This window comes from Candidatus Eremiobacteraceae bacterium (assembly GCA_035314825.1).
Classification (GTDB): Bacteria; Vulcanimicrobiota; Vulcanimicrobiia; order Eremiobacterales; family Eremiobacteraceae; genus JAFAHD01.
Window position 1 is genome coordinate 13,205 of the sequence record DATFYX010000024.1, and the last position, 25,455, is coordinate 38,659.

The 25,455-nt window shown below is 61.4% G+C and carries 27 protein-coding genes and 1 tRNA gene; 5 read left to right on the forward strand and 23 right to left on the reverse strand.

Features of this window, described 5'->3' with window-relative positions; genetic code table 11:
• Positions 1–80 precede the first annotated feature (80 nt).
• Positions 81–1,169 (forward strand): site-2 protease family protein, encoded by a 1,089-nt coding sequence (locus VKF82_03955; protein HME81215.1) that lies wholly within the window; start codon positions 81–83, stop codon positions 1,167–1,169.
• Here VKF82_03955 and VKF82_03960 read toward each other — a convergent pair.
• The 4 genes from VKF82_03960 to VKF82_03975 are packed head-to-tail and all read right to left on the reverse strand — an operon-like array spanning position 1,166 to position 4,540.
• Complete coding sequence (locus VKF82_03960; protein ID HME81216.1) at positions 1,166–1,669, reverse strand: hypothetical protein; 504 nt, start codon at positions 1,667–1,669, stop codon at positions 1,166–1,168. The genes VKF82_03955 and VKF82_03960 overlap by 4 nt on opposite strands.
• A 54-nt stretch (positions 1,670–1,723) precedes the next feature.
• Positions 1,724–3,097, reverse strand: coding sequence for an NAD(P)/FAD-dependent oxidoreductase (locus tag VKF82_03965; GenBank protein HME81217.1), 1,374 nt, complete (start codon positions 3,095–3,097; stop codon positions 1,724–1,726).
• Positions 3,046–3,486 (reverse strand): ester cyclase, encoded by a 441-nt coding sequence (locus VKF82_03970; protein HME81218.1) that lies wholly within the window; start codon positions 3,484–3,486, stop codon positions 3,046–3,048. The genes VKF82_03965 and VKF82_03970 overlap by 52 nt, the downstream gene beginning before the upstream one ends.
• Before the next feature lie 22 nt (positions 3,487–3,508).
• Complete coding sequence (locus tag VKF82_03975) at positions 3,509–4,540, reverse strand: LLM class flavin-dependent oxidoreductase (GenBank protein ID HME81219.1); 1,032 nt, start codon at positions 4,538–4,540, stop codon at positions 3,509–3,511.
• 195 nt (positions 4,541–4,735) lie between these two features.
• On the opposite strand from VKF82_03975, the gene VKF82_03980 reads away from it, so the two are divergent.
• The 3 genes from VKF82_03980 (at position 4,736) to VKF82_03990 (ending at position 7,092) form a co-directional block, all read left to right on the forward strand.
• Complete coding sequence (locus tag VKF82_03980) at positions 4,736–5,584, forward strand: alpha/beta hydrolase (GenBank protein ID HME81220.1); 849 nt, start codon at positions 4,736–4,738, stop codon at positions 5,582–5,584.
• An 82-nt stretch (positions 5,585–5,666) separates the two neighbouring features.
• Positions 5,667–6,050 (forward strand): DoxX family protein, encoded by a 384-nt coding sequence (locus tag VKF82_03985; protein HME81221.1) that lies wholly within the window; start codon positions 5,667–5,669, stop codon positions 6,048–6,050.
• A gap of 748 nt (positions 6,051–6,798) precedes the next feature.
• Positions 6,799–7,092 (forward strand): hypothetical protein, encoded by a 294-nt coding sequence (locus tag VKF82_03990; GenBank protein ID HME81222.1) that lies wholly within the window; start codon positions 6,799–6,801, stop codon positions 7,090–7,092.
• A gap of 9 nt (positions 7,093–7,101) precedes the next feature.
• Here VKF82_03990 and VKF82_03995 read toward each other — a convergent pair whose 3' ends face one another.
• From VKF82_03995 to VKF82_04085, 19 genes are all read right to left on the reverse strand, one after another.
• Positions 7,102–7,539 carry a PPC domain-containing DNA-binding protein gene (locus VKF82_03995; GenBank protein ID HME81223.1) on the reverse strand — a complete coding sequence of 146 codons (438 nt, stop codon included), beginning with the start codon at positions 7,537–7,539 and terminating at the stop codon, positions 7,102–7,104.
• A 4-nt stretch (positions 7,540–7,543) separates the two neighbouring features.
• A complete protein-coding gene (locus VKF82_04000) occupies positions 7,544–8,425 on the reverse strand; it encodes an SDR family NAD(P)-dependent oxidoreductase (protein HME81224.1) in 882 nt (293 codons plus the stop codon).
• 24 nt (positions 8,426–8,449) lie between these two features.
• Positions 8,450–9,616, reverse strand: a complete 1,167-nt coding sequence (locus VKF82_04005; protein ID HME81225.1) for an oxalate decarboxylase family bicupin — start codon at positions 9,614–9,616, stop codon at positions 8,450–8,452.
• Between the two features lie 54 nt (positions 9,617–9,670).
• A complete protein-coding gene (locus VKF82_04010; protein ID HME81226.1) occupies positions 9,671–10,942 on the reverse strand; it encodes an alkaline phosphatase family protein in 1,272 nt (423 codons plus the stop codon).
• Complete coding sequence (locus VKF82_04015) at positions 10,939–11,835, reverse strand: aldo/keto reductase (GenBank protein ID HME81227.1); 897 nt, start codon at positions 11,833–11,835, stop codon at positions 10,939–10,941. The genes VKF82_04010 and VKF82_04015 overlap by 4 nt, the downstream gene beginning before the upstream one ends.
• A 3-nt stretch (positions 11,836–11,838) precedes the next feature.
• On the reverse strand, positions 11,839–12,384 hold the full coding sequence (locus VKF82_04020) for a YceI family protein (protein ID HME81228.1): 546 nt from the start codon (positions 12,382–12,384) through the stop codon (positions 11,839–11,841).
• 35 nt (positions 12,385–12,419) lie between these two features.
• Complete coding sequence (locus VKF82_04025; protein ID HME81229.1) at positions 12,420–12,848, reverse strand: DUF202 domain-containing protein; 429 nt, start codon at positions 12,846–12,848, stop codon at positions 12,420–12,422.
• Between the two features lie 6 nt (positions 12,849–12,854).
• Positions 12,855–13,649: a hypothetical protein gene (locus VKF82_04030; protein HME81230.1), complete on the reverse strand. Its 795-nt coding sequence runs from the start codon at positions 13,647–13,649 to the stop codon at positions 12,855–12,857.
• A 12-nt stretch (positions 13,650–13,661) separates the two neighbouring features.
• Positions 13,662–14,063, reverse strand: a complete 402-nt coding sequence (locus tag VKF82_04035; GenBank protein ID HME81231.1) for a hypothetical protein — start codon at positions 14,061–14,063, stop codon at positions 13,662–13,664.
• A gap of 204 nt (positions 14,064–14,267) precedes the next feature.
• Positions 14,268–14,340: transfer RNA gene (locus tag VKF82_04040), tRNA-Asn, on the reverse strand.
• Positions 14,341–14,408: 68 nt separating this feature from the next.
• Entirely contained in the window at positions 14,409–15,095 is a 687-nt protein-coding gene (locus VKF82_04045) for a hypothetical protein (protein ID HME81232.1), read from the reverse strand.
• 19 nt (positions 15,096–15,114) lie between these two features.
• Complete coding sequence (locus VKF82_04050; GenBank protein HME81233.1) at positions 15,115–15,738, reverse strand: hypothetical protein; 624 nt, start codon at positions 15,736–15,738, stop codon at positions 15,115–15,117.
• Between the two features lie 19 nt (positions 15,739–15,757).
• Entirely contained in the window at positions 15,758–16,573 is an 816-nt protein-coding gene (locus VKF82_04055) for a DUF2092 domain-containing protein (GenBank protein ID HME81234.1), read from the reverse strand.
• A 163-nt stretch (positions 16,574–16,736) separates the two neighbouring features.
• A complete protein-coding gene (locus VKF82_04060) occupies positions 16,737–18,056 on the reverse strand; it encodes an anaerobic sulfatase maturase (GenBank protein HME81235.1) in 1,320 nt (439 codons plus the stop codon).
• A gap of 69 nt (positions 18,057–18,125) precedes the next feature.
• Complete coding sequence (locus VKF82_04065; protein HME81236.1) at positions 18,126–19,190, reverse strand: HAD family hydrolase; 1,065 nt, start codon at positions 19,188–19,190, stop codon at positions 18,126–18,128.
• Entirely contained in the window at positions 19,187–20,158 is a 972-nt protein-coding gene (locus tag VKF82_04070; GenBank protein HME81237.1) for an HAD family hydrolase, read from the reverse strand. The genes VKF82_04065 and VKF82_04070 overlap by 4 nt, the downstream gene beginning before the upstream one ends.
• Positions 20,159–20,211: 53 nt before the next feature.
• Positions 20,212–21,627 (reverse strand): efflux transporter outer membrane subunit, encoded by a 1,416-nt coding sequence (locus VKF82_04075; protein ID HME81238.1) that lies wholly within the window; start codon positions 21,625–21,627, stop codon positions 20,212–20,214.
• 27 nt (positions 21,628–21,654) lie between these two features.
• Positions 21,655–22,950 (reverse strand): biotin/lipoyl-binding protein, encoded by a 1,296-nt coding sequence (locus VKF82_04080; GenBank protein HME81239.1) that lies wholly within the window; start codon positions 22,948–22,950, stop codon positions 21,655–21,657.
• 6 nt (positions 22,951–22,956) lie between these two features.
• Positions 22,957–23,322, reverse strand: a complete 366-nt coding sequence (locus VKF82_04085) for a DUF3302 domain-containing protein (GenBank protein ID HME81240.1) — start codon at positions 23,320–23,322, stop codon at positions 22,957–22,959.
• 445 nt (positions 23,323–23,767) lie between these two features.
• Here VKF82_04085 and VKF82_04090 point away from each other — a divergent pair, with 445 nt between their 5' ends.
• Positions 23,768–25,228, forward strand: a complete 1,461-nt coding sequence (locus tag VKF82_04090) for an arylsulfatase (protein HME81241.1) — start codon at positions 23,768–23,770, stop codon at positions 25,226–25,228.
• The last annotated feature ends 227 nt before the right edge of the window (positions 25,229–25,455 follow it).

The following is a 25,455-nucleotide window of genomic DNA, read 5'->3' on the forward strand; positions in this document are numbered from 1 at the left end:
CAGTCTCCTTTACCGTTCTTGCGAGACGCTCCGCTTGACCACCTCGAGGTGAACACCCTGCGCCGCTATAAGTCAGCGGCATGCGCGTTGGCCGCATCTTCGGCATCGACATCTACATCGACCCGAGCTGGTTATTCATCTTCGTGCTCGTCGCGTGGATGCTCAGCAGCGACGTCGGACCGTTGCGGTCGGCGGGACTGTCTGCAGGCGACCGATGGGCGCTTGGGATTCTCACCGCGCTGCTCTTCTTCGCGAGCGTGCTCGCGCACGAGCTGGCGCACTCAGTCGTGGCGCGCATGCGCGGGCTGCCGGTCACGCGTATCACGCTGTTCATCTTCGGCGGCATCTCCCAGATCGGCGGCGATTTCGACAGCGCCAGCGGCGAGGGATGGATCGCGTTTGTCGGCCCGCTCATGAGCCTCGTGCTCGCAGGGGTCTTCTACTTGATCGCCCAGGCGCTTGGCGCGCATTCGGCGATGGGCCTTGCCGCCGGCTACCTCGCCTGGGCGAACGGCGTGCTCGCGATCTTCAATCTGGTGCCCGCGTACCCGCTCGACGGCGGTAAAGTGCTGCACTCGCTCATCTGGCGCGCGACCGGCGATCGCCGGCGCGCGACCCGCGTGGCCGTGGCGATCGGCCAGACCATCGCGCTGCTCATGATCGCGCTTGGCATCTTCATGTCGTTCACGGTCAGCTTCTTCAGCGGGCTGTGGTTTGTGCTCATCGGATGGTTCCTGTTGCAAGCCGGAAGGGCCGAGGCGTATCAATCCGAGCTGGGCATGGCGTTGCACGGGCTGACGGCGAGCTCGATCGCGGTGGCGCCACCACCGCCGTTTTCGCCGGATACGAGCGCGCGCGCGGCGACCGAGGCGCTGCTGCGCAGCGGGCAGCGGGCTGCCGCCGTGGTCGCCGATGGACGATTCGCCGGCATCGTCACGCTGACGGATCTGGCGCGAGTTCACGCGAGCGGCCCGGACACTCCGGTGTCCGCGCTGATGACGCCGGCCGACAAGGTCAAGAGCGTTGCGCCGGCAAGCGACTCGATGCAAGCGCTGAGCGTGCTCGCGCAGAGCGGATATCATCAGCTTCCGGTCGTCGACGGGACCGGCGCGGTCGTGGGGTTCATCACGCGCGAGGGATTGCTGCAGCGGCTGGCGCTGGCTCGCTAGCGCGCGCCGGAGCTCGGCGGTTCATCGTGGCCGCCGATCACGATGTACGTGACGATGTCCCACGCATTGTGGATCCCGACGAAGATCAGGGAAAGGACGCCGGCTGCGAGTGCGAACAACGCGTCCACCGGCGCAGCGGGAAGCACGATGGCGCCGCCGAGGATGGCGCCGTACGCGATGAGCGGAAGAATCGTATACCAAGCCCAGTCCTCGAGATCGGCGGTGTACACGCTCAGCCGCATCGTCCGGTACAGCAAAGTCAGCACATAGAGGATGCCGCACAGACCGGCGAGGCCAAGCAACGTGGCCGGGTGGACCAGCGCGCGCCACGGCGCGCTAAGAATCGCGCAAACCAGCAAAGCGGAACCGAAATGGACCACCGTCGGCGTGCTGAACGTCGAGATCCCATCGCTCGACCTCTTGGAGCGCTCCACGCCGGTGACCAGTGTGATCACGACGAACATCAAGCCGGTCAGGCCGGCGGCCGCCGAGCCGCACATGATATAGAAGTTCGACCACGGAGCGAGGAGGGACGGCGTGCTTTCAACCATTAGTCACCCAGATGTTCCGAGCGCGGTCGCAACTTCCGAAGCGGCGCGCTCGCCGGTTTGTAACGCCCCGTTCACCGTACCGCCCTGGCCATCATCCGACGTCGCCTCGCCCGCGAAGAACAGCGTGTCGTCGACCGGCGTTGCGAGCTCCGCGCGGGCGTTTCCGCCGCCGACTCTGACGTAGCTGTACGCGCCGCGCGCGAACGGGTCGCGGCCCCAATCGTGCGTCACTCCGGCTTCGAATTCCCTGTGCGCGAGTTCGGGCTCGCCGAGGAGTGCTCCGAATCCGGCGAGCGCGCGCACGATAAGCTCTTCATGCGAGTAGCCGCTCAGCGCGGCCGCCTTCGGACCGCCTGCCCACGCCACGATCATCTCGCTTCGCACCGGCACCTGCGTCCAATACCCCGCGAACGGCTGCGTCGGGCAACGGAAGAACGCAGCCCCGCAGTAACGCCCTTCGCAGATCCGCTCCCAGAACGCGGTCCGAAACCACAGCACCACTCGGACCACGTGGCCCATCTCGATCTTCGCAAGCGCCTCGCGCTTGGCCGCCGGCAGGCCGGGCTCGAAGAGGACGGCCGTGTCATCGTCGCGATGCCGCAAGACGCCCGCTGGAAGCGTCACGAGAACCGCTCGCGCGCGAATCGTCTGCGCTGTTCCGAGCGGCCCCATTGCGGTGACGTCGACGGCGCCAGGACGCCACGAGACCCGCTTCACAGCGGTCGACAGAGCTATCTGAACGCCAGCCCCGGCGCAGTCGTCGCACAGGCGCTCGAAGATCGGCCGGTAACCGCTGATGGGACGCGAACTCGCGTAATCGACGCCCGAGCGCACTTCGTCCGCGATGGATCGCACGCTCGCAATCGCGGGATCTGCGGCCTCGAATCCCTCGACGAATGCGCGCGCCGCTGCAACCGTATCTCGCAAGGATTCATCGCGCTGGAAGCGTCTCAGATATCGATCGACGCTCTCGTCGCCGGCGAGGTTACGGGCTTCGGCGAGGATGTTCGTGGCCGACACGAAGCCGGATTCGTCGAGTCTCAGGACCCCGTCCTCGCCGCAGGTCCACGACTCGCCGCCGGTGTCGATCGCCGCGCTCCCGGCGTCTTTGAGCAAGGCCATGCTCTCCTGCGCCCGACCGTGGATGAACTCCGCACCGAGTTCGGCCGGCACCGCGGTCCTGGCCGATGGGACCCACCACACGCGTCCGCCGACGCGGTCGCGCGCTTCCAGTACGGTGACCCGTAGCGAGTGCGCGGCGAGGCTGCGCGCCGCCGCTAAGCCGGCCGCGCCTGCGCCGACCACGATGACGTCTGCGTCGATGTCTACGCCAGACCGATCTGTTTCATGAACGTCTGGTTGTCCCAGAACAGGTATTCCTCATCCATCACGCCGTCTTTCCAGTGGCCGACGGTGCACATCGGCAGCTTGTACGACTTGCCGGTCGGCGCAATCGTATTTCCATCGCCTATCGGCATCGGTTTGGTGAACGTCCCCTCCATCACGCCGATCACACACGTCCAGTCACCTGAGCCGAACTTGACCGGGTGAACGCGGATCCGGTTATCGGGCGCATAAACGAACATCGCGCCGAGATCCTCGATATGTTTCTCGATCCCCTTGGTCGCGTGACCGTCAGGCCAATGCACGAGAATGTCTTTCGAATGGCTACGGGTGAGCTCATCCCACTTCTGGTTTGTGAACACATTGAAATCCAAGTCGTCGAACGTCGCGATGTGTTCGTTGATGGTTTGTTCGGTCGTCATGGTACCCTCCTAGCAGGTCAGTTCAGGCGAGCAATTGTCGGACGAGGGGTATCACCTTGGAGCCGTACAGCTCAACGCAGCGCATCAGCTTCTCGTGCGAGAGCGTTCCCGCGCTGTACTTCATGTCGAAGCGTGCGATGCCAAGCGCTTTCGCGGTCGCCGCTATCTTGCGCGCGACCGTCTCGGGTGAGCCGCAGTAAAGCGATCCGCTCTCGGCTTCCTGGTCGAACTCAGCGCGGCTGAGCGGACCCCAGCCTCGCTCGGCTCCGATCCGGTCGCGCATGACCTTGAACGGCTGCCACAGCTCGTCTTTGGCGTGTGCGTCAGTGTCGGCGACGTAACCGGGCGAGTGGACGCCGATCGGCAGCGAGGCGGCTCCCAGCTTGGCGAGGGTGCGGAGATACAGTTCGATGTACGGCGCGAATCGTCTGGGTTCGCCGCCGATGATCGCGAGCATCATCGGCAAGCGGTAGCGAGCCGCGCGGACCACGGATTCAGGACTTCCACCGACGCCGATCCACGTCTTGAGCGATCCGGACTCGATCGTCGGAAAGACGCGCTGCTTGGTCAGAGCCGCGCGCGTGCTGCCCTGCCAGGTCACCGGCTCCTGGGTGATCAGCGCCGCGAACAGGTCGAGCTTCTCCGCGAACAGCTCCTCGTACTGGCTGAGGTCGTAGCCGAACAGCGGGAACGATTCGGTGAAGGAACCTCGTCCGAGAATCACTTCTGCTCGTCCGTGCGAGATCGCGTCGAGCGTGGCGAAGCGCTGGAACACGCGGACTGGATCATCCGAGCTAAGCACGGTGACGGCCGAACCGAGACGGATGCGGCGCGTGCGTCCTGCGATTCCCGCCAATACGACCTCTGGCGATGATATCGCGAAGTCGCCCCTGTGATGCTCGCCGACGCCGATGAAGTCCACACCCAAACCGTCGGCAAGCACCGCCTCGTCGATGACATTGCGTATCACCTGTGCGTGCGACAACAACGTGCCGCCGGCACCCGCCGTGACATCGCCGAACGTATCCAGCCCAAGCTCGAGCTGCTGCGCCATACCGTGCTCCTTTGTCCGGCCCGATTCCGGCGCGAGGCTGCCGCGACCCCTGCTCGCCGCGTGCTGAAGGCCAGAATGCTCGAACGCGTGCTCGATATTACGTGCTTCCCATTAGATGAGAACCCCACGCGCGGCGCAAATCGAGCCAGCCCGCAAACACCGGCTCCCCAATCAAGCTTGAAAGTGAAGTGAGTGATGCCCACCTTTAAGACGCACGATCACACGGAGATCTACTACAAGGACTGGGGAACAGGCCAACCTATCGTCTTCAGCCACGGCTGGCCGTTGAGCGCCGACGCATGGGAAGACCAAATGTTCTTCCTGTCCTCCCATGGATTTCGCTGCATCTCCCATGACCGTCGCGGCCACGGCCGATCAGGCCAGCCATGGAACGGCAACGACATGGACACCTACGTCGACGACCTCAACCAGCTCATGGAAAAACTAGACATCAAAGACGCGATCCACGTCGGTCACTCGACCGGCGGCGGCGAGGCCACCCGCTTTGTCGCTCGTCATGGTAAGAGCAGGCGCGCGGCCGGCCTGGTCATCGTCGACGGCATACCGCCCCTGATGCTCAAGACTTCGACCAATCCGGCCGGCACCCCGATCGAGGCCTTCGACGCCATCCGCGCCGGTGTCCAAGCCGACCGCTCGCAGTTCTGGAAAGACCTCAGCGCGCCGTTCTACGGCGCCAACAGACCTGACTCCAAGGTCTCGCAAGGTCTGCGCGACTCATTTTGGTTGCAGGGGATGCTGTGCGGGTACCCGGGCGCATACGACTGCATCAAGGTCTTCTCTGAAACCGATTTCACCGAAGATTGCAAGCAGATCGACGTCCCCACGCTCATCGTCCATGGAGACGACGATCAGATCGTTCCCATCGCAGCTTCGGCGATGCTGTCCTCGAAACTGATCAAGGGCGCGGAGCTTAAGATCTACAAGGGCGGGCCGCACGGCTTGCCTTCAACGATGAAGGACAAACTCAACGCAGACCTTCTGCAGTTCGCGACCACGAAAGCGAAGACTCTAGTCGCCAATTAGAAGGCGTGGTGGTTCTCCACCGCGGCGTCCTCGCCGCGGTGGAGAATCCAATCGTCGAAAAAGGGACGCATAGCTGTTCGGCATGTTTCATCTCGCTCAGCTGACCGATTACGGCCTGCTCTTTCTTCGAGTCATGGCCGGCGCGATCTACATCAACAGCGGGTACAACGATCTCAAAGATCCGGACTCGCGCGCCAAAAGCATCGGGCTGCCGAAAACCTTCACGATTTTCCTCGCCGTGGCCGAGCTCGCGGGCGGAGCCGGTGTGATCTTGGGCGTGCTTCAACAGCTTGCCGCCATCGGACTGATTCTGGTCATGCTCGGCGCGATCCAAAAGAAGATATTCGTTTGGAAGACCGGGTTTTGGGGCAGCGACGGATACGGCTGGTCATACGACACGACGCTGATCTCGATGCTGCTCGTCATCCTCTTCACAGATGGCGGCAGGTTGGTTCTCTTACCATAGGAGCCCACGGTGAAACCTGAGCGAAGCGGTATCGATCTAAGCGCGAAACCGACCGGCACGGGGTGCGTCGAGTGTTCGGCGACGGACAGCTGGTGGTTTCATCTGCGCCGATGCGCCGAGTGTGGACACATCGGCTGCTGCGATCAATCGCCGAACCAGCACGCTTCCAAACATAACAGCGCGACGGGCCATCCGGTCATCGCGAGCTTCGAGCCCGGAGAACACTGGTTCTATGATTACCGAACCAACGAGTTTTTTGAGGCGCCGCCTCTGCCCGCTCCCCACTCTCATCCGTCGAGCCAACCGGTGCCCGGCCCCGCAGGACGCGTTCCCCCGAATTGGGAGAGCCTCCTCAACTAATGAGTTGGTGCGAACGAGACTGCGTGCATGTCTGAGTATTTGCTAGGCAACACAGACGGAGAGCACGAGCGTCTCATTCGACAGGCGGCGCGCCTCGCGCCGATCACCGACGCCTCCGAAGCCGGCTTGCACAATGTGCGCTTTGTGGAGGGCGATGTCACGCGATTCTCCAGCGAGACCCTTTTCGATGCAGCCGTCGGCCGGTTCATCCTCCAGTTTCTTCCCGACCCAGTGGCGGTTCTGCGTTCGGTGTCCGCGCTAGTGCGGCCCGGCGGAGCCGTCGCCTTTCAGGAGAACTCCTGGGGTCCATTTGTCCTATTCTCCGCGCACTTGCCTCTTTATGTCTGCCTGCGTTTCCGTCATGCACGAAAGCGCCAAGCAATGGGGTGTGAACACGGAGCAAGGGCTCGCGTTGCACAAGGCTTTTCAGGATGCCGGGCTTCCCAAGCCACGCATGTGTTTGGAAATGGTTTTGGGCGGCGATCCGGACTTCACGCGCTGGGTCTACGATGCCCTCTGCAGCAAGAAGCCAGTCATCGAGAAACTCGATCTTTCCTTCGAACGACTGGGGGATATGGATACGCTTCAAGACCGGCTCCAAGCAGAAGTTGCGGCATCGAACACGGTCGTGCCGTGGCTCGCGCTAGTAGGCGCGTGGTGCCGGGTGCCGACGGTCCGCTAATATGCCCCATTAGACGCTTAAGTCAAGTATCGCGATTCCGACGTCGGCGTCCGGCAGCTTTTGCAACCGGTACGAATAGACGTCGACAAAGAGCTCAAGCGTTGGCCACACGCGGCCCATGATGAGGTGGCCGCCGGTGACGGAGCCATCGCGGTGTCCTACCAGCGCATGGGCGTGCAGCAGCGGTGCACCATCCCGCAACGCGATATCGCCGACGAGCGAAAGCACTTCAACTTGCTCGGGGACCGGAAACGGTTGGTATTGTTTCTTATCGCGGTCGAAGTAGCCGAGAGTCGCCTGCGAGAATCCGCCGATTCCCGTAAGGCGCGCCGCCGTCACGTTCTCGAGTTTGGCGAAGGCCGTGATCTCGGAGACGGCTTCGTCGTCTGTCGCGAGGACTAATGCGTACGTCTTCGTCGCTCCGTCCGCAATCTGAGCGTATCTCATGTGATCACGCCGTATTGTGGGCGCTGTCGCCGCCCGTCACGTCGTAGGTCGCGCCTGAGACCATACGAGCTGCGTCTGAGGCAAGGAAGGCCACCACGGGCGCAAGATCGGCGGGCTCGATCCAGGGCACCCCGAGCGGCGTTCTGGTCGTAAGAATCTCCCGAGCCTCTTTTTCGTCTGCCGGGGTACCTGTAGGGGATTTGCCGGCGTCCTCGAGCACTTGAGCGAGACGCTCCTTGTGGCGCGTCAGCGGCGTGTCGATCAGACCGGGGACGAGAGCGTTTACCGTGATGTTGTATCTACCGAATTCCAACGCCGCGGACTTCATCAAGCCGATAATCCCCCATTTCGACGCTGAATAGGCGGCCCCGAACTTCGTGCCGTGCCGTCCTTGGGTCGAAGAGGTCACGATAATGCGTCCGCCGCCGCGCTTCACGATATGCGGCGCGAATGCCCGGATGGCGTTCGCCGTACCTGTAAGGTTGACATCGATGGTGATCTGCCAATCCGAATCCTCCATCTCGAGCAGCGGATAGAAGCTCTGGGTGCCGGCGTTGGCGAACAGGATATCGATGCCGCCGAACTCACGCTCGGCTTGTAGGCCAGCCGCTCGCAGCGCGGGTAGGTCACGCTGGTCGAGCCTGATGCCCAGCCAGCGGCGGGCAGATGTCCGGATCAGTCGTCCGGTTTCTTCCAAGTCCTCTGGGGTTGATGGTTGAACGCCTGAACGCGGATCCACCGTCGCGCAGATATCAAGACCGATTACGTCCGCGCCTTGGCGAGCAAAGGCGACGGCCACCGCGCGGCCGATCCCGCGAGCGGCGCCAGTGACCACGGCGACCTTACCGCGCAGACATCCTTCCTGCTCCGGCATTGTTGTGCTCACAGTCCGCTCCTTCTGATCTTACCGTTAGCGCACGATGATGGGCTTGTCTTTGCGCAAGGCGGCCATCGTTTGCGCATCCAGGTTCAGGTGAGCCTGCACCAGCTCGGGCGGCGTCAGCGCCATCCACTGGTTCAGCGACAGGTCGACGAAGCGTGCGCTGCGGAAGATCTCCAGGTAGCGCAGCGGCTCATCGCCCAGGTTCTGGACGTAGTGCGCCATCGAAAACGGCACGTAGCCCACGTCGCCCGCCTCGTAGTTGAAGGTCCGCGCCGTCTCGGCCGAGGCGAACACGGTCATGCGCCCGCGCCCTGAGATGTAATACTGCCACTCGTCGTGCGGGTGCCGGTGCAACTCGCGCATCCCACCGGGCTCGACGTTCACCAGCGCCGCCGCGATGGTGGTCGCAGCGGGGAAATTTGTGGAGTCGGTGATACGCACCCAGCCTCCCGCCGCTTTGATCGGTTCTTGGGCCATCATGTGGTGGCTGAAGGTGTGAGGCACGATGCCCGCCCCCGACTGGACGACGTCCGCGGCCATCGGACCGGGAACCTTGCCGGTGAAGATGTAGCGCTCGTGCTCGATATCGAGTGGGATGTTGGCGAACGCCGCCTGCGGAACGCCGAAGTTCTTGGCCAGCACGTCGCGCGGCGTGTGCTTGAATAGGTCGGTGATCAGGAAGGTCTGGTTCTCCGAGAAAGCGCCGTTGTCGAACACCAGCAAGAATTCGCATCCCTCCTCCAAGCCCTGGATCGAATGAGGAATAGCTGAAGGGAAGTTCCACAGGTCTCCCTCACAGACGTCGTCGATGAAAGTGCGGCCCAGCTCGTCAACAGCCGTGATCCGAGCGCGTCCGGCGAGCATGTACGCCCACTCGGCTTCCTTGTGCCAGTGCATCTCGCGGATGCCCCCAGGTTTCAGGCGCATGTTGACGCCGGCAAGCTCTGTAGCCACCGGCAGCTCCCGCACTGTCACCTCGCGCGCCCAACCGCCCGTGAGGAGGCGGTTACGCGCGGTGGCGAAAGAAAACTTGAGGTTGGGAAGCGTCTTGGAGTCGGTGTACGGGGAGGCTAGCTGGTCGGGATTTTCGCGCTCCAGCGGTATGTTGCGCGGACCCATGATCGATGCGCCGAAGTCGCCTCGGATCGGTTGGGGTGAATCTTGGTCCGCGGTCTTGCTGTTTTCATAAGCCATCGAGAGCGCCTTCAGTTCTGGTCAGACGAGGCAGCGACCGTCCCGGTATCAGTACTAGTATGAATCGGGCGGTACGTTCGACGGTGGCATCGCGACGAGGTCCGCGTCGGTGACCGCCGTTTGGACGGTGACGTATGCACCGGGCGTTTGTGCAAAATCGAAGCAATCCGACAAATCGTCCGCGCGGGTGTCGGTGGTTCCGATCTCGGGCAATCCGAAGACCTTCTCGGTGAATTTGAGAATGCTGCCGAATTCATGGCGATGGTGCGATACGTATCCCCGTTTCGCATACGGCGAGATTACGATCATAGGCACGCGAAACCCCAAACCCATCGCGTCCAGCTGGGGCGGTGCGACATGATCGTACCATCCTCCCCAATCGTCCCAGACCACGATGAGCACGGTCGTATTCCAAAGCTTGCTGTGGCCGAGCGCATTCGCGATGGATGCGACCCACTGCGGGCCAAGGTCGGTACGCGCGGCCAGCTCGCGGCCGCCGATACCATACTGCGAGTGATCCGAACTGCGAAAATCGGGGGTCACCCACGAGACGGCGGGGAGCGTTCCCGCGGCGATGTCCGTGAGCACTTGCGTCTGAGGCGTGATGACGTTCGTGCTCCAATCGGCCCCGTACCGGATATGCTTGATGGCATCAAAGGCCGACCAGATGGAGCCCAGGTCGTCGGATGTCGGAGCATACGAGCGCCAGGTCACGTGATGCTGATCGAGCACATCGGCGAGCGTCGGATAATCGAAGCAGGGAAAAACCCTTTGCCCATCCGCGCCATTTGGACCGAGCAGCGCGACGGTCACGCCTTTGGGCGAATCGCATCCCCACCAAAAGACATCTTTCGCCGTTCGGGTGGGATTATCGACCGCCGTGCCCGACTCGCCGGAGATCAGGTATTGGTGAGCGGGAAAGCTCGGGCCGCCGACCGATTCGAACGTCTCGTCGGCGAACGTGAAGTTACGAGCCAGCGTCCAGTAAGGCTGCGTTTCGCTGCGAGGCACAAACGCATAGGGGTAGTCGCCATCTCGTTTCGGCAAGGTGCCGATCGTGTTAAAGCCATCCATCTTCCCGCCATCGTACGAATTGAGGAACGTCTGACGCGCGTGATCGACGTCGACCGGGTCATTGAGGCTGACCGCATGCAGCCGGACGACGGAGCCATCGTGGCGCTTGCCGGATTGCACCGTATCTGCGCCGGGAAAGCCGTTGAAGAGGTTATCAACGCTTCGGTTCTCTTGAATGACGATTATGACGTGCTGAATCGGTTGGTTCGCGATGACGGCGAGCGCCGCCGAGAGCACTGCAGCAGCGATCATGAGAGCCACTCGGGATGCAACTCGGTGCTATCGAAATGCTGGCTGACTTTGTAGCGCTCCGATGCTCCATTCTCGGCAGCCTTCGCGGTTCTTGCCAAGAGCGCCACACGTTCGTGCGGCGTCAACGGTGTGAACGTTTCGACCATATCAAGAGCCTGCTGCAGGATCGCCATGGAATCCATCCCGGTGATCGTCACGCTGACCGGCAGGCTCATTGCGTAGCGCAGGCACTCCTGCGCACTGAGGCCACTGCTGTGCAGCACGAACGGATCGCCCATCGATTTCATGCCGAGCACCCCCATTTGCTTGCGCACCGCTGTGGGAAGCACCATGTGCTCGAAGCTGTGAAAGTGCGCGTCCATGACGTTGAGCGGCATCTGTAGCGTATCGAAACGGAAGTCATGCTGGTCCGCAACCTCGAGCATATGTCTGTGGATCTCGGGACTCTTGTGACCGGTGAACCCGATGTAGCGTGTTTTGCCTTGCTCGCGCGCCCTAAGCACGGCTTCGAGCGCGCCACCTGGCGCGAAGATGCGCTCGGGCTCTTCCATGCGGATCACTTCGTGGAACTGCAAGAGGTCGACGTGATCGGTCTGCAGGCGCTGCAACGACTCCTCGAGCTGCCGAGCGGCGCCTTTGGCGCTGCGACTATCGATCTTGGTCATCAGGAACGCCTTGTCTCGATAGCCGTCGCGTAAGGCCTGACCCATGCGCCGCTCGCTCTCGCCCTCGCCATAGTCCCAGCTGTTGTCCAGGAAGTTGATGCCGTTATCCAGCGCCGTGCGCACGATGCGGATCGCCAAGTGCGGGTCATCTGGCTTGCTGAGGTGGAAGCCGCCGACGCCGACCATCGAGACCCGCTCGCCGGTCTGGCCGAGAACTCGGTATTTCATGAGCTAATCGGCTACGGCCTCGACGTCGAGAACGACGTCGATCTGCGGGCTTACCACCACGCCTCCGTCTGGCAGTTTGTCGTTCCACGCGACGCCGAAATCGTAGCGGTCGATGCGCGTATGCCCAGTGAATCCGGCGCGCGTCTTGGGACCTTTGTCCACGCCGTCCTCCCACCACGGCGTCTGCCACATGCCGAGGTAGCGGATGTTCAACGTCACCGACTTGGTGACGTCTCGTATGGTCAAGTCGCCTGTCACTCGATAGTCGGCCGGGCCGACCTCCGCGACGCCGGTGCCCTTGAAACGGATCTGCGGAAAGCGCTCGCAACTGAGGAAATCCGGGCTTCGGAGGTGGTTGTCGCGCGTCGGCTCTCCGGTCCAACATCCCGATGTATCGATGGTCGCCTCGACCGCGAGCGCGCGCGGGCTCGCAGGATCAAAATCGAGGCTTCCGTGCATGTTCTTGAACGAGCCGCGCACCCACGTGACCATCATGTGGCGCGCGCGGAACTCGGCAGCGCTATGGCCTGGTTCGAACGTCCACTTCATATGCTCTCCTCACTGAATGGCTTTTGTTGCGGGGCTTATGGAGCTCGAAGCACGACGGCTATAAACGCGAGAACGCCGACGACAAGGACGATCAGCGTGACCGGCAACACGCGAGAATGTTGCCGTCTTTCAGCCGCAATCGCCTTGAACTCCGGGCTCCACAAGTAGTCGCTGATCGAGCGATAGTCAAACACAGCCAGGAACATGGCAAGGATTCCGGTGCCAATGAGGACTAGACCGAGATCGCGCGCCGCGTAGGGATGGACAGCATGATTCGGCTGGGGCAGCTTGTCGAGAACCTGATAGATGGTAAAGCCGAACGCGATCAGCGAGGTGCCGGTTCGAACCCACGACATCTGCGTTCGCTCCAGCGCCATGCGCGTGCGCACCCATGCGAAATGACTGTCGGAGGTGACCCGCACCTCAAAGCGCGCAGCACCATGCTTAGCCGAATCGTCGCTCATATCGACTTACGTGGAAACGAGGGTGAGCGTCCCGATGTTGACCGAATAGTTGCCAGGGGCGACCGTTGCGTTCGGCGCAGCGCAAATGACGCTCCCAGAGTAGTTTATGACGACGAGATTCGGGCCGCACGGCACCTGACGCAGACCATAGCTTGAAAGAAGAGTGTAACCGGGGCTGCTTTGTACGACAACGTACGTCGTGGGATACGATGGCTGGCTCGCGGCGATGATCGCGGCCGTCGTCCCCGCAACGACCGCGCCAACGGCAAAAGCGCCCCAGAATCCCCCGCCCCAATAGCTCGACGTCGGATACCAGACGGTACCCCCGTGCCATCCCCAGGTGCTATAGCCGTGGGGGTTGGTCACATAGTAGTTGGAGCCGTTGTAATGGTAGTTGCTATAGCCGCTGTAGTTGTGATTGTAGTTGTTGTTGTAACCGGTGTTGGTGTGGTACTGGTTCACGGTGTTCGTGTTTTTGTTGTAGGTCGTGGTGGTGCCGGTGTTCTTGTTGTACGTCGCGCCGTTACCGGTGTTCTTATTGTACGCACCGGCGGAGTTGCTGCCGTTGTAACTATGGCTGTAATCGGCAGAGTCGTCGTAGTGGCTCGCGGAGGTATGATCGGCGGCCGAATCGCCGGAAAAATCCGCGCCGCTCGTGGTAGCATGCCCGCTATAGGGGGAGTGATAACCGCCCCCACCGCCTCCACGAGCGTAGCCCCACACCACGGCGGGTGGCGCGACGAGGGCCAACGCCAGAATCGCGGCCAGGCTTTGCGTTCTGGTGCCGAGCGTATGTGCCATATCGACGTTCTCCTAAGGAAGGCTCGTCGAGTCGACGAAGCCGACGCCCGAAATGTGCGTTCCCTTCACGGTGACGATATCGAGCTTGAGCGTGTTCGGCGTGAGGGTGTAAGGCGAATTCTCTATGCCGACGGACTTTTCGGTTCCATTGTAGTACAGCATAACGCTCGACGCATCGAGGTCGGTGCGGACACCGTATCGGTCCCAGGCGACCCCGGTCCCGGTGCACACCTGAAGTTCACCCTTCTTAGAACACGCAGTCTTTACCACGATCAGCATCTGATGGGCGGCGTTGTCTACGAAGTAGACCGCGGACGCCGCGTTGACAACCCTGAGACCCGGGAAGACTTTCTGCGAACCATCGGGGGAGACTGCGCGCAGCTCGCCCTCGGCAAGAGCAGCGACGGGCAGCAAGAACAGTGCTATCCCAAGGAGTAGCGAACGGCGCCAAGATCGCATGAAATACTCCCCGTCATGAAACATCCTTTTGCCTTCTCGATTAGAGCGACGGCAATTCAACTGTGCGCGAAACCCGACCTGCCGAGATGAGAGCGGACTCGACCTAAACAAAGGCGCCGATCCTTTACGGAATCGGCACCTTCGCTTGTGGAATCGATGCTCCCCGAGTTGGACCCGAACTAACGACATTCTGATTAACAGTCAGACGCTCTACCAGCTGAGCTATCGGGGAATGCCGACCGCCCGGACCCGGGCAACTCAAGCATTATAGCAAACCGCTATCGGTCCTTCAAGCGCTCCCTAGCGCTTCTGGAAATTCGAGTTCACGTCCTGAACGGTCAACGATTTGCTGGAACCGTTAACGGTGAGGTTCGCAACGTAGTTGGTGCCATCGCCAAGCTGCCCGAACGCAGCGGCAATCGTCACGCCGTCCGAGGGGCCGCTTAGATACGTCGAGACATTCAGGCTGACGATCGCTTCTTGCGCGCGGTTGAACACCAAGGTCACCGAGTCGCCCGACTTGACGTAGTTGTGGATGATAAGGGAGACCGTGTTCGCGGCGCCACCGGATCCTAGGACGACCTGACCCTGTTGGTACAGCGATTGCAGTTTGCCAGGATCTGGCTGCGCATAACTTTGCGCGAGCGCGCCGATCTGTTTGGCATAGTCAGCGTAGTTCTGCTCGATGTGGTGCTTGATTCCGTGCGGACGCCCGGCCGGCGGGGGCGCGGACTCCAAAGACTTCTGCGGCTTGCCGTCCGGACCGATCTGCACCTGGTACTGCTCTTGATCCTTGACGTCGCCTCTGACCGAGATCGTCTCGGTCTGTTGCCAGGTGTACTGCGCGAGGCGTTGCTGATTCGCGCTGATGGAGGCTTTGATCTGCGCCAGCTTGGCCTGGAGCGAAGCGTTGTCGGCCAGCACCGGCGAGATCGAAACGGCGACCAGGCTCAGCACGCCGACCGCAGCGTGTCGGAACTTGCTCATCAAGTGTTCTCTTTCCGAGTTACGGAGCGGTGACGACCGTGTAGTAGAGTCCGTTGGCTCCGTACGCAGGCTGGAACCATGTGGTACCGCAGACAGTATACGTCACACCCGACACGACTTGAGCGGCGCAACCCGTTGCCGGCACCGTGGCCGTCCTTTCGCCGATCGAATACGCGACTGCCGCTCCCGCGACCGCAGCGCCGGCGATGCAGCCGGCACAACTCGAATAACAATTGTAGCAGCCGGCGGCGTATACCGGGGGCGGCGGGGGATAGCCGTAGTAGCCGCCCGTGTGGTACGCGCTGTTGTACGTCGCCGAGGTGGTGCCGCCGTACGTGTTCGTGTGCGTCGCACCGTTGCCGTACTGCCCTGACGTCGTGCCCCCGTAGACATTCGAGTGCGTGGCTCCGCTCCCGTACTTGCCCGAGGTGGTGCCGCCGTACGTGTTCGTATGCGTCGCACCGTTGCCGTACGAGCCCGACGTGTGGCCGCCGTAGGCGTTCGTATGCGACGTCGAGTCGTAGCTGTGCGACGTGCTGCCCCCGTACGCGTTGGCATGAGCGTAGGCGAACGCGGGGCTGCACTGCAACGCGCCCAGCGCGAGTCCGAGTGCTCCTATGGCGATCTTCTTCAACATCATCATATCCTCTTGAGATCTCTTTCTAGGAATTCTTCTTCGGTGCCGGCGTGGGCCCGGGCCACGGATGCTTGAATGGGATACGTTTTGCGTTAGCGGCTGCGCCTGAGCTGAACGCGTCGGCTCCCACGACCGGGTCGATCTGCCAGTCGGAGAACGCAAGCTCGTGGCGCAACTGCGCCGGATCATTCAGATATACCGCGCGCACGAGACGCGGCAGCTTGTCATCCGCGCCGATCCACACCTGCTCGAAGACTCCGAACGCGACGTACGCGACCACATCGGTCGTCGTCCCACCGACCACCTTCGATTGACCGACGTAATAAGCAAGTTTGAGACCCGGCGAGAGATCCGTGTATGGATCGGTGACGATGACGTCCGTGAACGGGAAATAGGTCCCCGAAAGCTTGTAGGCCGCTTCGAGCATAGTGTCAATCGTCGCGGGAGCCGGCGAGACGGCGGCCAGGTTTTCCGTCGGAAAGTACCCGGTGACCGTCTTTCCGTCGTAGTAGTATTCGCGAGGCGACCCGTCTCCAGGCATGATGATGCGCAGCTTATCAGGGCGCACGAGCGTCACTTGATACTGGGTCGAGGATGCCAGTGGGTGCCCCTGGCGGCTGGGCTGCTCGAAGATCTCCAGGGCGGCGAACGACATGCTCTTGGCCGCCGCCAGCCGCGCGCTGCTCGCTTTGAGGATGTCCAGCGCCCTTGGCTCCAACGGAGGCGGGGTCGCGGTCGGCCGCGGCGTGGGCTGCGCTGCCGTGGCTTGGTGGGCCAAACCGAAAACGGCCGGCCCGAGCAGCAACAGCGCGATGAGGACGCGCCCTATGGTCGTTCTCATGTTCTCCAGCTCTCTATTTCGCCTTGACGTGGTGGACTCGACCACCCAGAGGGTGTTCTGTTGCGAAACCGCGGCTCATATCCTCCACTTTACGCCGGGGTAGGTGATACGTAGGAAGAACCGCTGTCAACTCCCACGGGGCAACGTCGCCCTCGAGATACCCTCAGTTCGTTTTCGCGGCGACGGCGTTTGCGCCGTGGCATTTCTTATACTTTCTGGAGCTTCCGCAAGGGCAAAGCTCATTGCGGCCGGCCTTCGCGAATGCCGATGCGCGATCGCGTGTGTGCTCGGCGGCGAGCAGAGGCATGACGCCTTTGGCTTCTTGTCCTCGCTTCAGGAACTCGCCGATGAGCCGCATCGGTCTATCGATGTGATGGAAGAACGCTTTGTAGCCTTCGCACAGGTAATTCAGGCCTTGCTCGCCATCCGGGGTGGTGATGAAGCGATTCTTCGGACATTCGCCGTGACAGGCGAAACGCACGTCGCATTCTCGGCAATATTTCGGAAGCGATTCCAGCTTCGCACGCCCGAAATCACGCTGAAAATCTGAATTGACCATCTCCCTCATCGGGCGTTCGCCGATATTGCCGAGCAAGTATTTCGGTTCGACGAAATGATCACAAGAGTAGAGATCGCCATTGTGCTCCAGCGCGAGCCCGGCTCCGCAAGTCGCATCGAACACACACATGCCGGATGGCAATCCTAGCCAGCTTCTTGCAGCTGCCTCAAACGTCTGCACGAAGACCTTCCCCACGTCGTAGCGCACCCACTCGTCAAAGACCGCGCTGAGGAAGTCGCCCAGCTGTTTGGGCAGCACGGATCGCTCCGAGACCTTCGATCCTTGTTGATACAGCGTCCGTCCATCGTCGTTCACGCGCTCGATGACCGGGATGAACTGGATCCATGTCGTCCGGGCCTCGTCGCGCAAGAAGCGATACACCTCGAGCGGGTGATCGCCGTTCACGCGATTGACCGTGGTCAGGATGTTGTACTCGACGCCGTGCTTTTGAAGCAGCCGTAGGCCGCGCATCACGTTGTCGAACGTCCCACGCCCGCCCTTATCAACACGATTGGTGTCGTGAAGCTCACGCGGTCCATCGATGCTGATGCCGATGAGGTAGTTGTTGGCCTTGAAGAACTCGCACCATTCGTCGGTCAGCAAGGTGCCGTTCGTCTGCAGCGTGTTCTCGAACACCATGCCCGGCTTTTTGTGTTTGTTCTGGAATGCAATCGCACGGCGATAGAAATCGACGCCCATGATCGTCGGCTCACCGCCTTGCCACGCCACGGTCACGTGGTTGCTGCGGTGCCCTTCGATCAACTGCCGGATGTAGGTCTCGAGCATAGCGTCGTCCATCCGGAACCGGCTCCCCGGATAGAGTTGTTCTTTGTCTAGAAAAAAGCAGTAGGAACAATCAAGGTTGCAAATCGCCCCTGCCGGTTTCGCCATCACATGAAATCGCGATAGAGTCCGTTCATCCATTTCCTATAGGATAGTGCCGGCTCTCTCCTTCGCGTATGAAGCCCGTGAGAAAAAGTGGTGATGCCAGATCTACGACCCGAAGGCGAAGAGGCGTTTCCAGTCCTGCTTCATGCTGATGACGGACCACTTTCGGGCCTTCGCCTCATCATAGAGCGCCTGGGTAAACGTGCCGACCTTCGTATCCGGCAGGCCCGTGGCCGGGCCGTAGGCATATTCGCGTTGTGCATCGTCATGCAACACGAGCATCATCAAGCACGCCCCGCCCCCTGACTGCGTGTACTCGAGCATCTGCTGATCACCGGTCGAGTTGCCGAACGCCGCTTGCGGCGGGCCTCCGATGAACAGATAGATATCCTCGGCTTTGCCCGACATGTTGTCGTTTAGCTCCAGCTTCGGCGCCCGCATCAAGACCGTCTGTCCGTTCTTGCCGTAGGTGTATTGCGTCTCGACCGCGGACCCGATGATTTGCCGGGATGGGATGCCGTACACGCGATCGCTATAGGCGCGGACGAAATCTTGACCGCCTCCGGTCACGATGTAGGTCATATAGCCGTTGGCACGCAGGTAGCGCATCACCTCAAGCATCGGCAGGTAGACAAGGTCGGTGTACAGATGGTTCCAGCGGGGCTGCTTCGCTGTGCCGATCCAATCCGCTGCTATGGCGCTGAATGCATTCACAGACATCCCAGTGTGGGTGGCAAAGACGATCGCTTCGAAATCCTTCACGGTGAACTTGGCCATCGCAGCTTTGTCGCCAGAGAGCACCGACTTGAACGGCTCTGTGGTTTTCCACTCCGGATGCTGCGGCGCCAGCGCGATGACCCGATCGAACGCGAACACGACTTGCGTATATATCGGGTGCTCAACCCACATGGTGCCGTCTTGATCAAAGGTGGCGACGCGTTGTGAGGGCGCGACGTACTTGGGATTGGAGCTGTCCGTGGTGACGCGCACGAATTCGAGGATCGCCTGCTTCGCCGCGCCATCGTTCCAGGACGGCAGCGGATCGGAGCCCGCTTCGCCGGTGAGCCCGACGGTTGCGAGCAGCGCGCCGCCGAACGCCAAGAACTCTTGGCGCGCCATTGCGCCGGGGCGGCCGCTTGGACGACTGGGTAAACCCTTGATTCGCTTCATGATGTTCTCCCTGATGTCGAAGCCTCGAAGGCGAAGAGGCGCTTCCAGTCGTTTTTCATACTGATGACGATCCAGCCCTTGGCCTTCGCGTCGTCATACAGCGCTTGAGTGAAGGTGCCGAACGGCGTGTCGGGCAGCCCGGTCGCCGGCCCGTAGAGATACTCCCGCGCCGCGTCGTCATGGAAGACGAGCATCATGAGGCGCGCGCCGCGATTCCCGCTCGTATACTCGAGCATCGCCTGATCACCCGTCGAGTTCCCGAACGCCGCGTGCGGACGGCGACCGAGAAAGAGGTAGATATCTTCGGGCTTGGCAGCGACGTCGTTAAAGAGAAGAATATCAGGCTGCTTCATGAGGACGCCGCGGCCCTCTGAATCTGACACATATTCAGTCTTGGCCGCAGAGCCGATGACGTGCTCTGGGGGTACTCCATACACCTTTTGCGCGAACGCGCGCACAAACGCTTGGCCTCCGCCGGTGACGAGATACACTCGGAAACCGCTGGCACGCAGATAGTTCATCACCTCCAGCATGGGCTGGTAGGTGAGCTCCGTGTATGGCCTTCCCCAGCGCGGATCTCTCGCTTTCGCGATCCAATCGGCGACGATCTCGGCAAACGCCTCGGTCGTCACTCCGGCATGCGTCGTCATCACGATCGCCTCTAGATCTTTCATGGTGAATTTCGACAGCGCGGCCTTGTCGCCCGCGAGCACCGACTTGAACGGCTCGGTGTTCTTCCACTCAGGATGCTGTGGCGCCAGCGCCACAACCCGATCGAGCGCGAAGACGAGTTGCGTGTACATCGGGTGCTCGACCCACAGCGTGCCATCCTGATCGAAGGTCGCGAAGCGGTCTTCTTCCCGCACGAAATCGGGGCTCGCCTTGTCGGTCGCCCTCTGCACAAAATCTACGATTGCCGCCTTCGCGGGCCCCTCGTTCCATGAAGGCAACAGGTCAGCGACGGTCATCACGGTGCTTTCCGTTCCACGTGCCTAGGTTCACCTCGTGAAGACGCCTTGTCCTATGGACTCGGCGAGGGCTCGGCTGCGACCGGCTCCGGCTGCCAGCCGCCCCCCGTCGCATGGTAGAGCTGGACCAGAGCAAGCCGCTCGGCCAATTCGCCCTGGGACTGCGCGATCTCAGCCTCGTATGCGCGCGACTCGCTGTCCAGCACCTCGAGATACGAGGTCTGGCCGTTCACGTACCTGATATTCGCGAGCTGCAGCGACTTCAGCGCAGCCGCACTGTTCGCCGCCTGCGCCACGGCGTATTTCCGATTGAGATCGTAGGCGATTAGCGCGTCTGCGACATCGCCCACGCCTTGATGGATCGACTGGACGTATTCGAGGACCGCCTGCTCTTTCGCGGCCTGCGATTTCGTCACATTGGCGTGAGCTGCGCCGGTGTTGAACACCTGCTGCACGATCTGCGGCAGGATCGAAATCGCGCTCTCGGGATAGTTGACGCCGTTGATCTGCGCGGTGCCTGCGCCCGCGGCCGCGCCGATCGTGAACTGAGGGAAGAGCAATGCGCGCGCAACCCCGATCTGCGCGTTCGCGGCGATGAGGTTCTCCTCGGATGCTCGGATGTCTGGGCGTTGCTCGAGCAGCGCCGATGGCAGGCCCGCCGAGGGCACGGCCGGCATCGCGACCTGCGATTGCAGCGGCAGCCCGCGGGGGATCGAGCCAGGGTAGTTGCCCAACAGGATGCTGAGCGCGTCCTCGACGGTCGCCGCGTCTCGCTGAATCAGGAGGATCGACGCGGTGACCTCCGCGACGAGTTCCTGGGCCTGCGCGACGTCCTGGAGGCCGTTCTTGCCTGCATGGTATCGCTCCAGCACGATCTTCAGGCTCTGGTTGCGCGACCGCAGCGCCTCTTGGGAGATGGCGAACTCCACATCGAGCTCGCGCAATTGGAAATAGAGACTCGCGACCGATTTGACGACGCTCGCCGTCACCGTCTCGCGCGCGAACTCCGACTGCAGCACCTGTGCGGCAGCCGATGCCGTCTCGCTGTGCACCTTGCCGAAGAGATCGACCTCGTACTGCAGCGTCAGCAGCGCCACAGGGATGAACTCTTCGCGCGGGATGAACGCGTTTTCGGGTCCGTCCGTCTTGGAGTACTGCGCGCTTGCAACCGCGTTGATCTGTGGATATCGGTTGCCGCTGACGATCGTCAGCTGCGCCTGCGCCTGCTGCACGCGTTGCATCGCGATGCGCACGTCGTAGTTCTGCGCCACCGCGGTCCGCAACAGCGTCTGCAACTCCGGGTCCTTGAATATCTCCCACCAGCCGAGCGCTCCCATCGGCGGCATCGTCTGCGATTGGGTCTGGTCCCGATACGCCGGCGGCATGGAGGCGTCAGGCCGCACGTACGCAGGTCCAGAACAAGTCGAAAGTAGCTGGAGAAGCGCGAACGTCGCGATGGCGAGTTTCATGGCATCACGTCAAAGGTGCGCCCGCCATCAGAACGGGATCGGATACAACCAGTTGAGCCATGTCTTCGTCCTGATGTCGATCTTGCGCAGAGCCGCCCAGGGGCCGCTGCTCTGCGCATACACCGCTGCCACGCCTTGCGCGCCGATGGGGAACCCGGCAGGGGCAGGCTCGTCCTTGGTCGGCTGGTCCATGAAGATCTGCACAGCGAACTGGTTTTGCGGCAGGTTCGGGTTCGCGGGAGAGAATGTAGGAATGACATCGCTCGGCAGATATTGCCCTTGGCCGTTGGCGTACCAGATGCTGCCGACTTTCGCCGTGAAGATCTGTCCAGGATACAGATTGAGCGCGACCTCGACCGGTTGGCCCGCCTTGACATACTTGAGGACTTCTTGGTTGAAGGTGGCAAGGAGATAGCGATCCGCATCGACGACGAACGTCGCGATGCCGCCGACCCGCACGATACCAGAAACCATCCCCGGCCGGACCTGCACGTTGATCATGTGGCCGTCCGCGGGCGCCACGATCGTGGTGTTGTCCAAGTAGTAGTGCGCGAGCGCGAGCTGGCCTTTGGCGGCCTTCACGTTCGCGATCGACGAGCTCAGGTTGGCCCGGCCCTGTGCCAAGGCTGCCTGCGCGCTCGCGACCACCGTATTGACGCCGCCGATCTGCGATTCGTACTCAAGACGAGCGCGCTCAACGCCGGCCTGCGCCCCTTTGATCTCGGCGCGGTCGGCACTCACTTGGGCATCCCATTTTTGGACGTCTTCGACCGGGCCTGAACCAGTGCGCGCGAGCCTCGCGGAAAGGTTTTCCTCATATTGCGAGTACTTCAGCTCGCTGCGTCCTTTGACGACCCGCTGCTGTGCTGCGTCCAGGTCTGCTTTGAGCACACCGACCTGCTGCCCGGCCGCGGCGAGTTGCGACTGGAGCTGCGCGACATCGTATTGTGCGGTGGTCACTTTCGCGGTATCGGCGTCAAGCTGCCCTTCGGCTTGTCTGACCTGGAATTCGTACGGGCGCCGATCGAGCTGGAAGAGCGGCTGTCCCTTCTTCACAGGAACATTCTGCTGCGCCAAGACAGCGGTGACGAGCGTAGGTTCGGGCAGGCGGGGGATCAGCTGAACCGTATACTGGACGATCTTTGCGTCGGACGACTGCGGAGTCGCGAACCGCACCCCGATGAGAACGCCGAGAAGGATATGAAGTATGATCAAGCCCGACACGACCGCCCACGCGGGACTGAACTTGAGCCATTTGAACCTGAAGAAGACGAGCCAGATGAACAGGAGGTAGCCGACCGTGATGATGATGATGATCCCCACGCGCGGCTATGCCCCCGGCTCGTCGTTCGGATGCGTCGGCGGTTTCGTCGAGTCGGACGTTGGCGGAGCGGGCTCTCCCTTCAGCTTGGCGATCATGTCGCGGATGTTGCGCTGCTCCTGCTCGGGCAGGTAGCGGATGTCGACGACGTCAGTCGGCTTAAACGCCCACATGAACGCTTGAATCCATGGAACGACCGCCAGAAAACCGAGCCATCCCATGAGGTTGACCGCATCCGCATCGGGATGCTTGCGCGCGATCGCGATTCGTCCTGGTAAGCCGAGAATGAAAACGAGCGATACCAAAAAGATGACAGCCAATAAGAACAGCACTGCAAATGTGATGAAATCCCAGCCGTCTACTTTAAAACCCATGTGGCCCTCAGGTGAGCTGGCGGACCACCTCGCCGCCTTGGTATCTCCTCCGTGCGTGCCCTAGTCGGAGAGAAGCAATGCGTCCCCTCGCAATAGCCTGTATGTGAAGTTCATTGAAAGATGCGAAGGAGTGTCAACGCCCGTAAGAGGCCGACGTTTCTTCCTGCGGCTATGTTCAACCTACTACCGTTACAGAGGACCCGCACGCTCTGACGCAGTGCGGGTCTTGGCTGAATTCTGACTAACGGTGATTCACGCGCTTCGGGGGACCGCATGGGCGGACCCGAGCTACGGCGGAGTTCCTTGGGCGATAGCCTCAATCCTGAGAACTTCGAAAAAGGGACGCCCACCTAACTCCTTCAATTTGCCCTGCGTCAAGTACCCCTGCTGTGCGCAGTTCTCGCGGTGCTGCCACTTACCCGCAATGACGTTCTGGAGGCATCCCATGATCAAAGCTCGTTACTTAGTCGCCTTGCTTTGCGCGATCGCGCTTGCACTGAGCGCTTCGAGTCGAGCGGCACAGGCCGCCGACCAGAAGCCCAACATCGTGTTCATCCTGGTCGACAATGTCGGCTGGGGAACTTTTGGGGTGTACGGTGGAACAGTGGCCACGCCGCGCATCGACGAGCTGGCCAACAGCGGTATCCGTTTCAACAATTACAACGTGGAGGTGCAATGCACGCCGACGCGCTCGGCCATCCACACCGGGCGCTACTCGGTTCGGTCAGGGACATATACGGTACCCTTGCCAGGGCAAGGGCCGGGTGGAATGTCGCCGTGGGAATACACGATTGCCAAACTCCTCTCGGATGCCGGATACACCACCGCGCTCTACGGCAAGTGGCACCTTGGCGATACCCAGGGCCGTCTGCCGAATGACCAGGGCTACGACGAGTGGTGGGGCCTTCCGGAGACCTGGGATGTGGCCGGTTACACGTCCTATCCGCTGTTCAAGGAGAGCGGCGAGCCCGTCCCCATGCTGTGGGAGGGCAAGAAGGGCCAACCATCGAGACCGGTGATGCCGATCAACCTCAGCAATCGGGCAATCATGGATGAGAAATACATTATTCCGAAGACGATTGACTTCATCAAACGTAATGCAACGGCGAAGAAGCCGTTCTTCGTGTACGTCGGTTACTCAGAAATGCATCCACCGATGATCGCCAATCCGAATTTTGCGGGTAAGTCCACGCAGCGCGGCGGCGTGTTTGCGGACCTGGTCGCCGAAATGGACTACCGCGTCGGCCAAATCATGGATGCCATCAAGGCGGCGGGCATCGACGACAATACCATCGTCATCCTCAGTAGCGACAATGGCAGCGGTGGGGCAATCCTGCAGCTTGGCGGAAGTGAGCAAGGGCCATGGCGCGGAGATTTCTTCAACACGCCATTTGAGGGGAGCTATCGCGTGCCGGCGATGATCCGCTGGCCCGGGCATGTGCCTGCGGGTGTCGTCACGCAAGAAATGCTCGCGGACGTGGATTGGATGCCGACGCTGGCCGGAATGGTCGGTGCGCCGAATCTGGTGCCCAAGGACCGACCGATCGACGGCATCGATGCCTCTGCCTTCATGCTGGGGAAAAGCCCATCAACCGGCCGTGACAGCTATATGCTCTTCGATACGGACGCCCAGCTCATGTCGATCAAATGGAAGATCTACAAGACGATCTTTCGCTACACCGATGCGCAAATAAGACCCGCCATGGAGCAACCCTACGTAACGCCTGAGCTTCCCATGATCTACGACCTCAGCAGCGATCCGCACGAAGACAACAACTTGTTCTATAGCGATCTGACGTGCGGTTGGATCCTCGGTCCGGACTTCAAGATCATCGGAGCATATGAGCGCAGCATAAAGGAGTTTCCGAACATCAAACCGGGCGAGGACTTCAAAGGCTATAGGTAGTTCCGCGCGGCAGGGCCGAGTGATAAGGAACCGCGGAGCTCTCCGCGGTCCCTCCTCGTTCTCGACGCACCAGCTATTGGATTCGGACTGCAGCAGCGCGTTGTGACAGGCTTGACCCTACTACCGTTACAGAAAACCCGCACGCTTTACGAGGTGCGGGTCTTCTTCTTGTTGAGCTTGGCTCCCCGAGTTGGACTCGAACCAACGACTTTCTGATTAACAGTCAG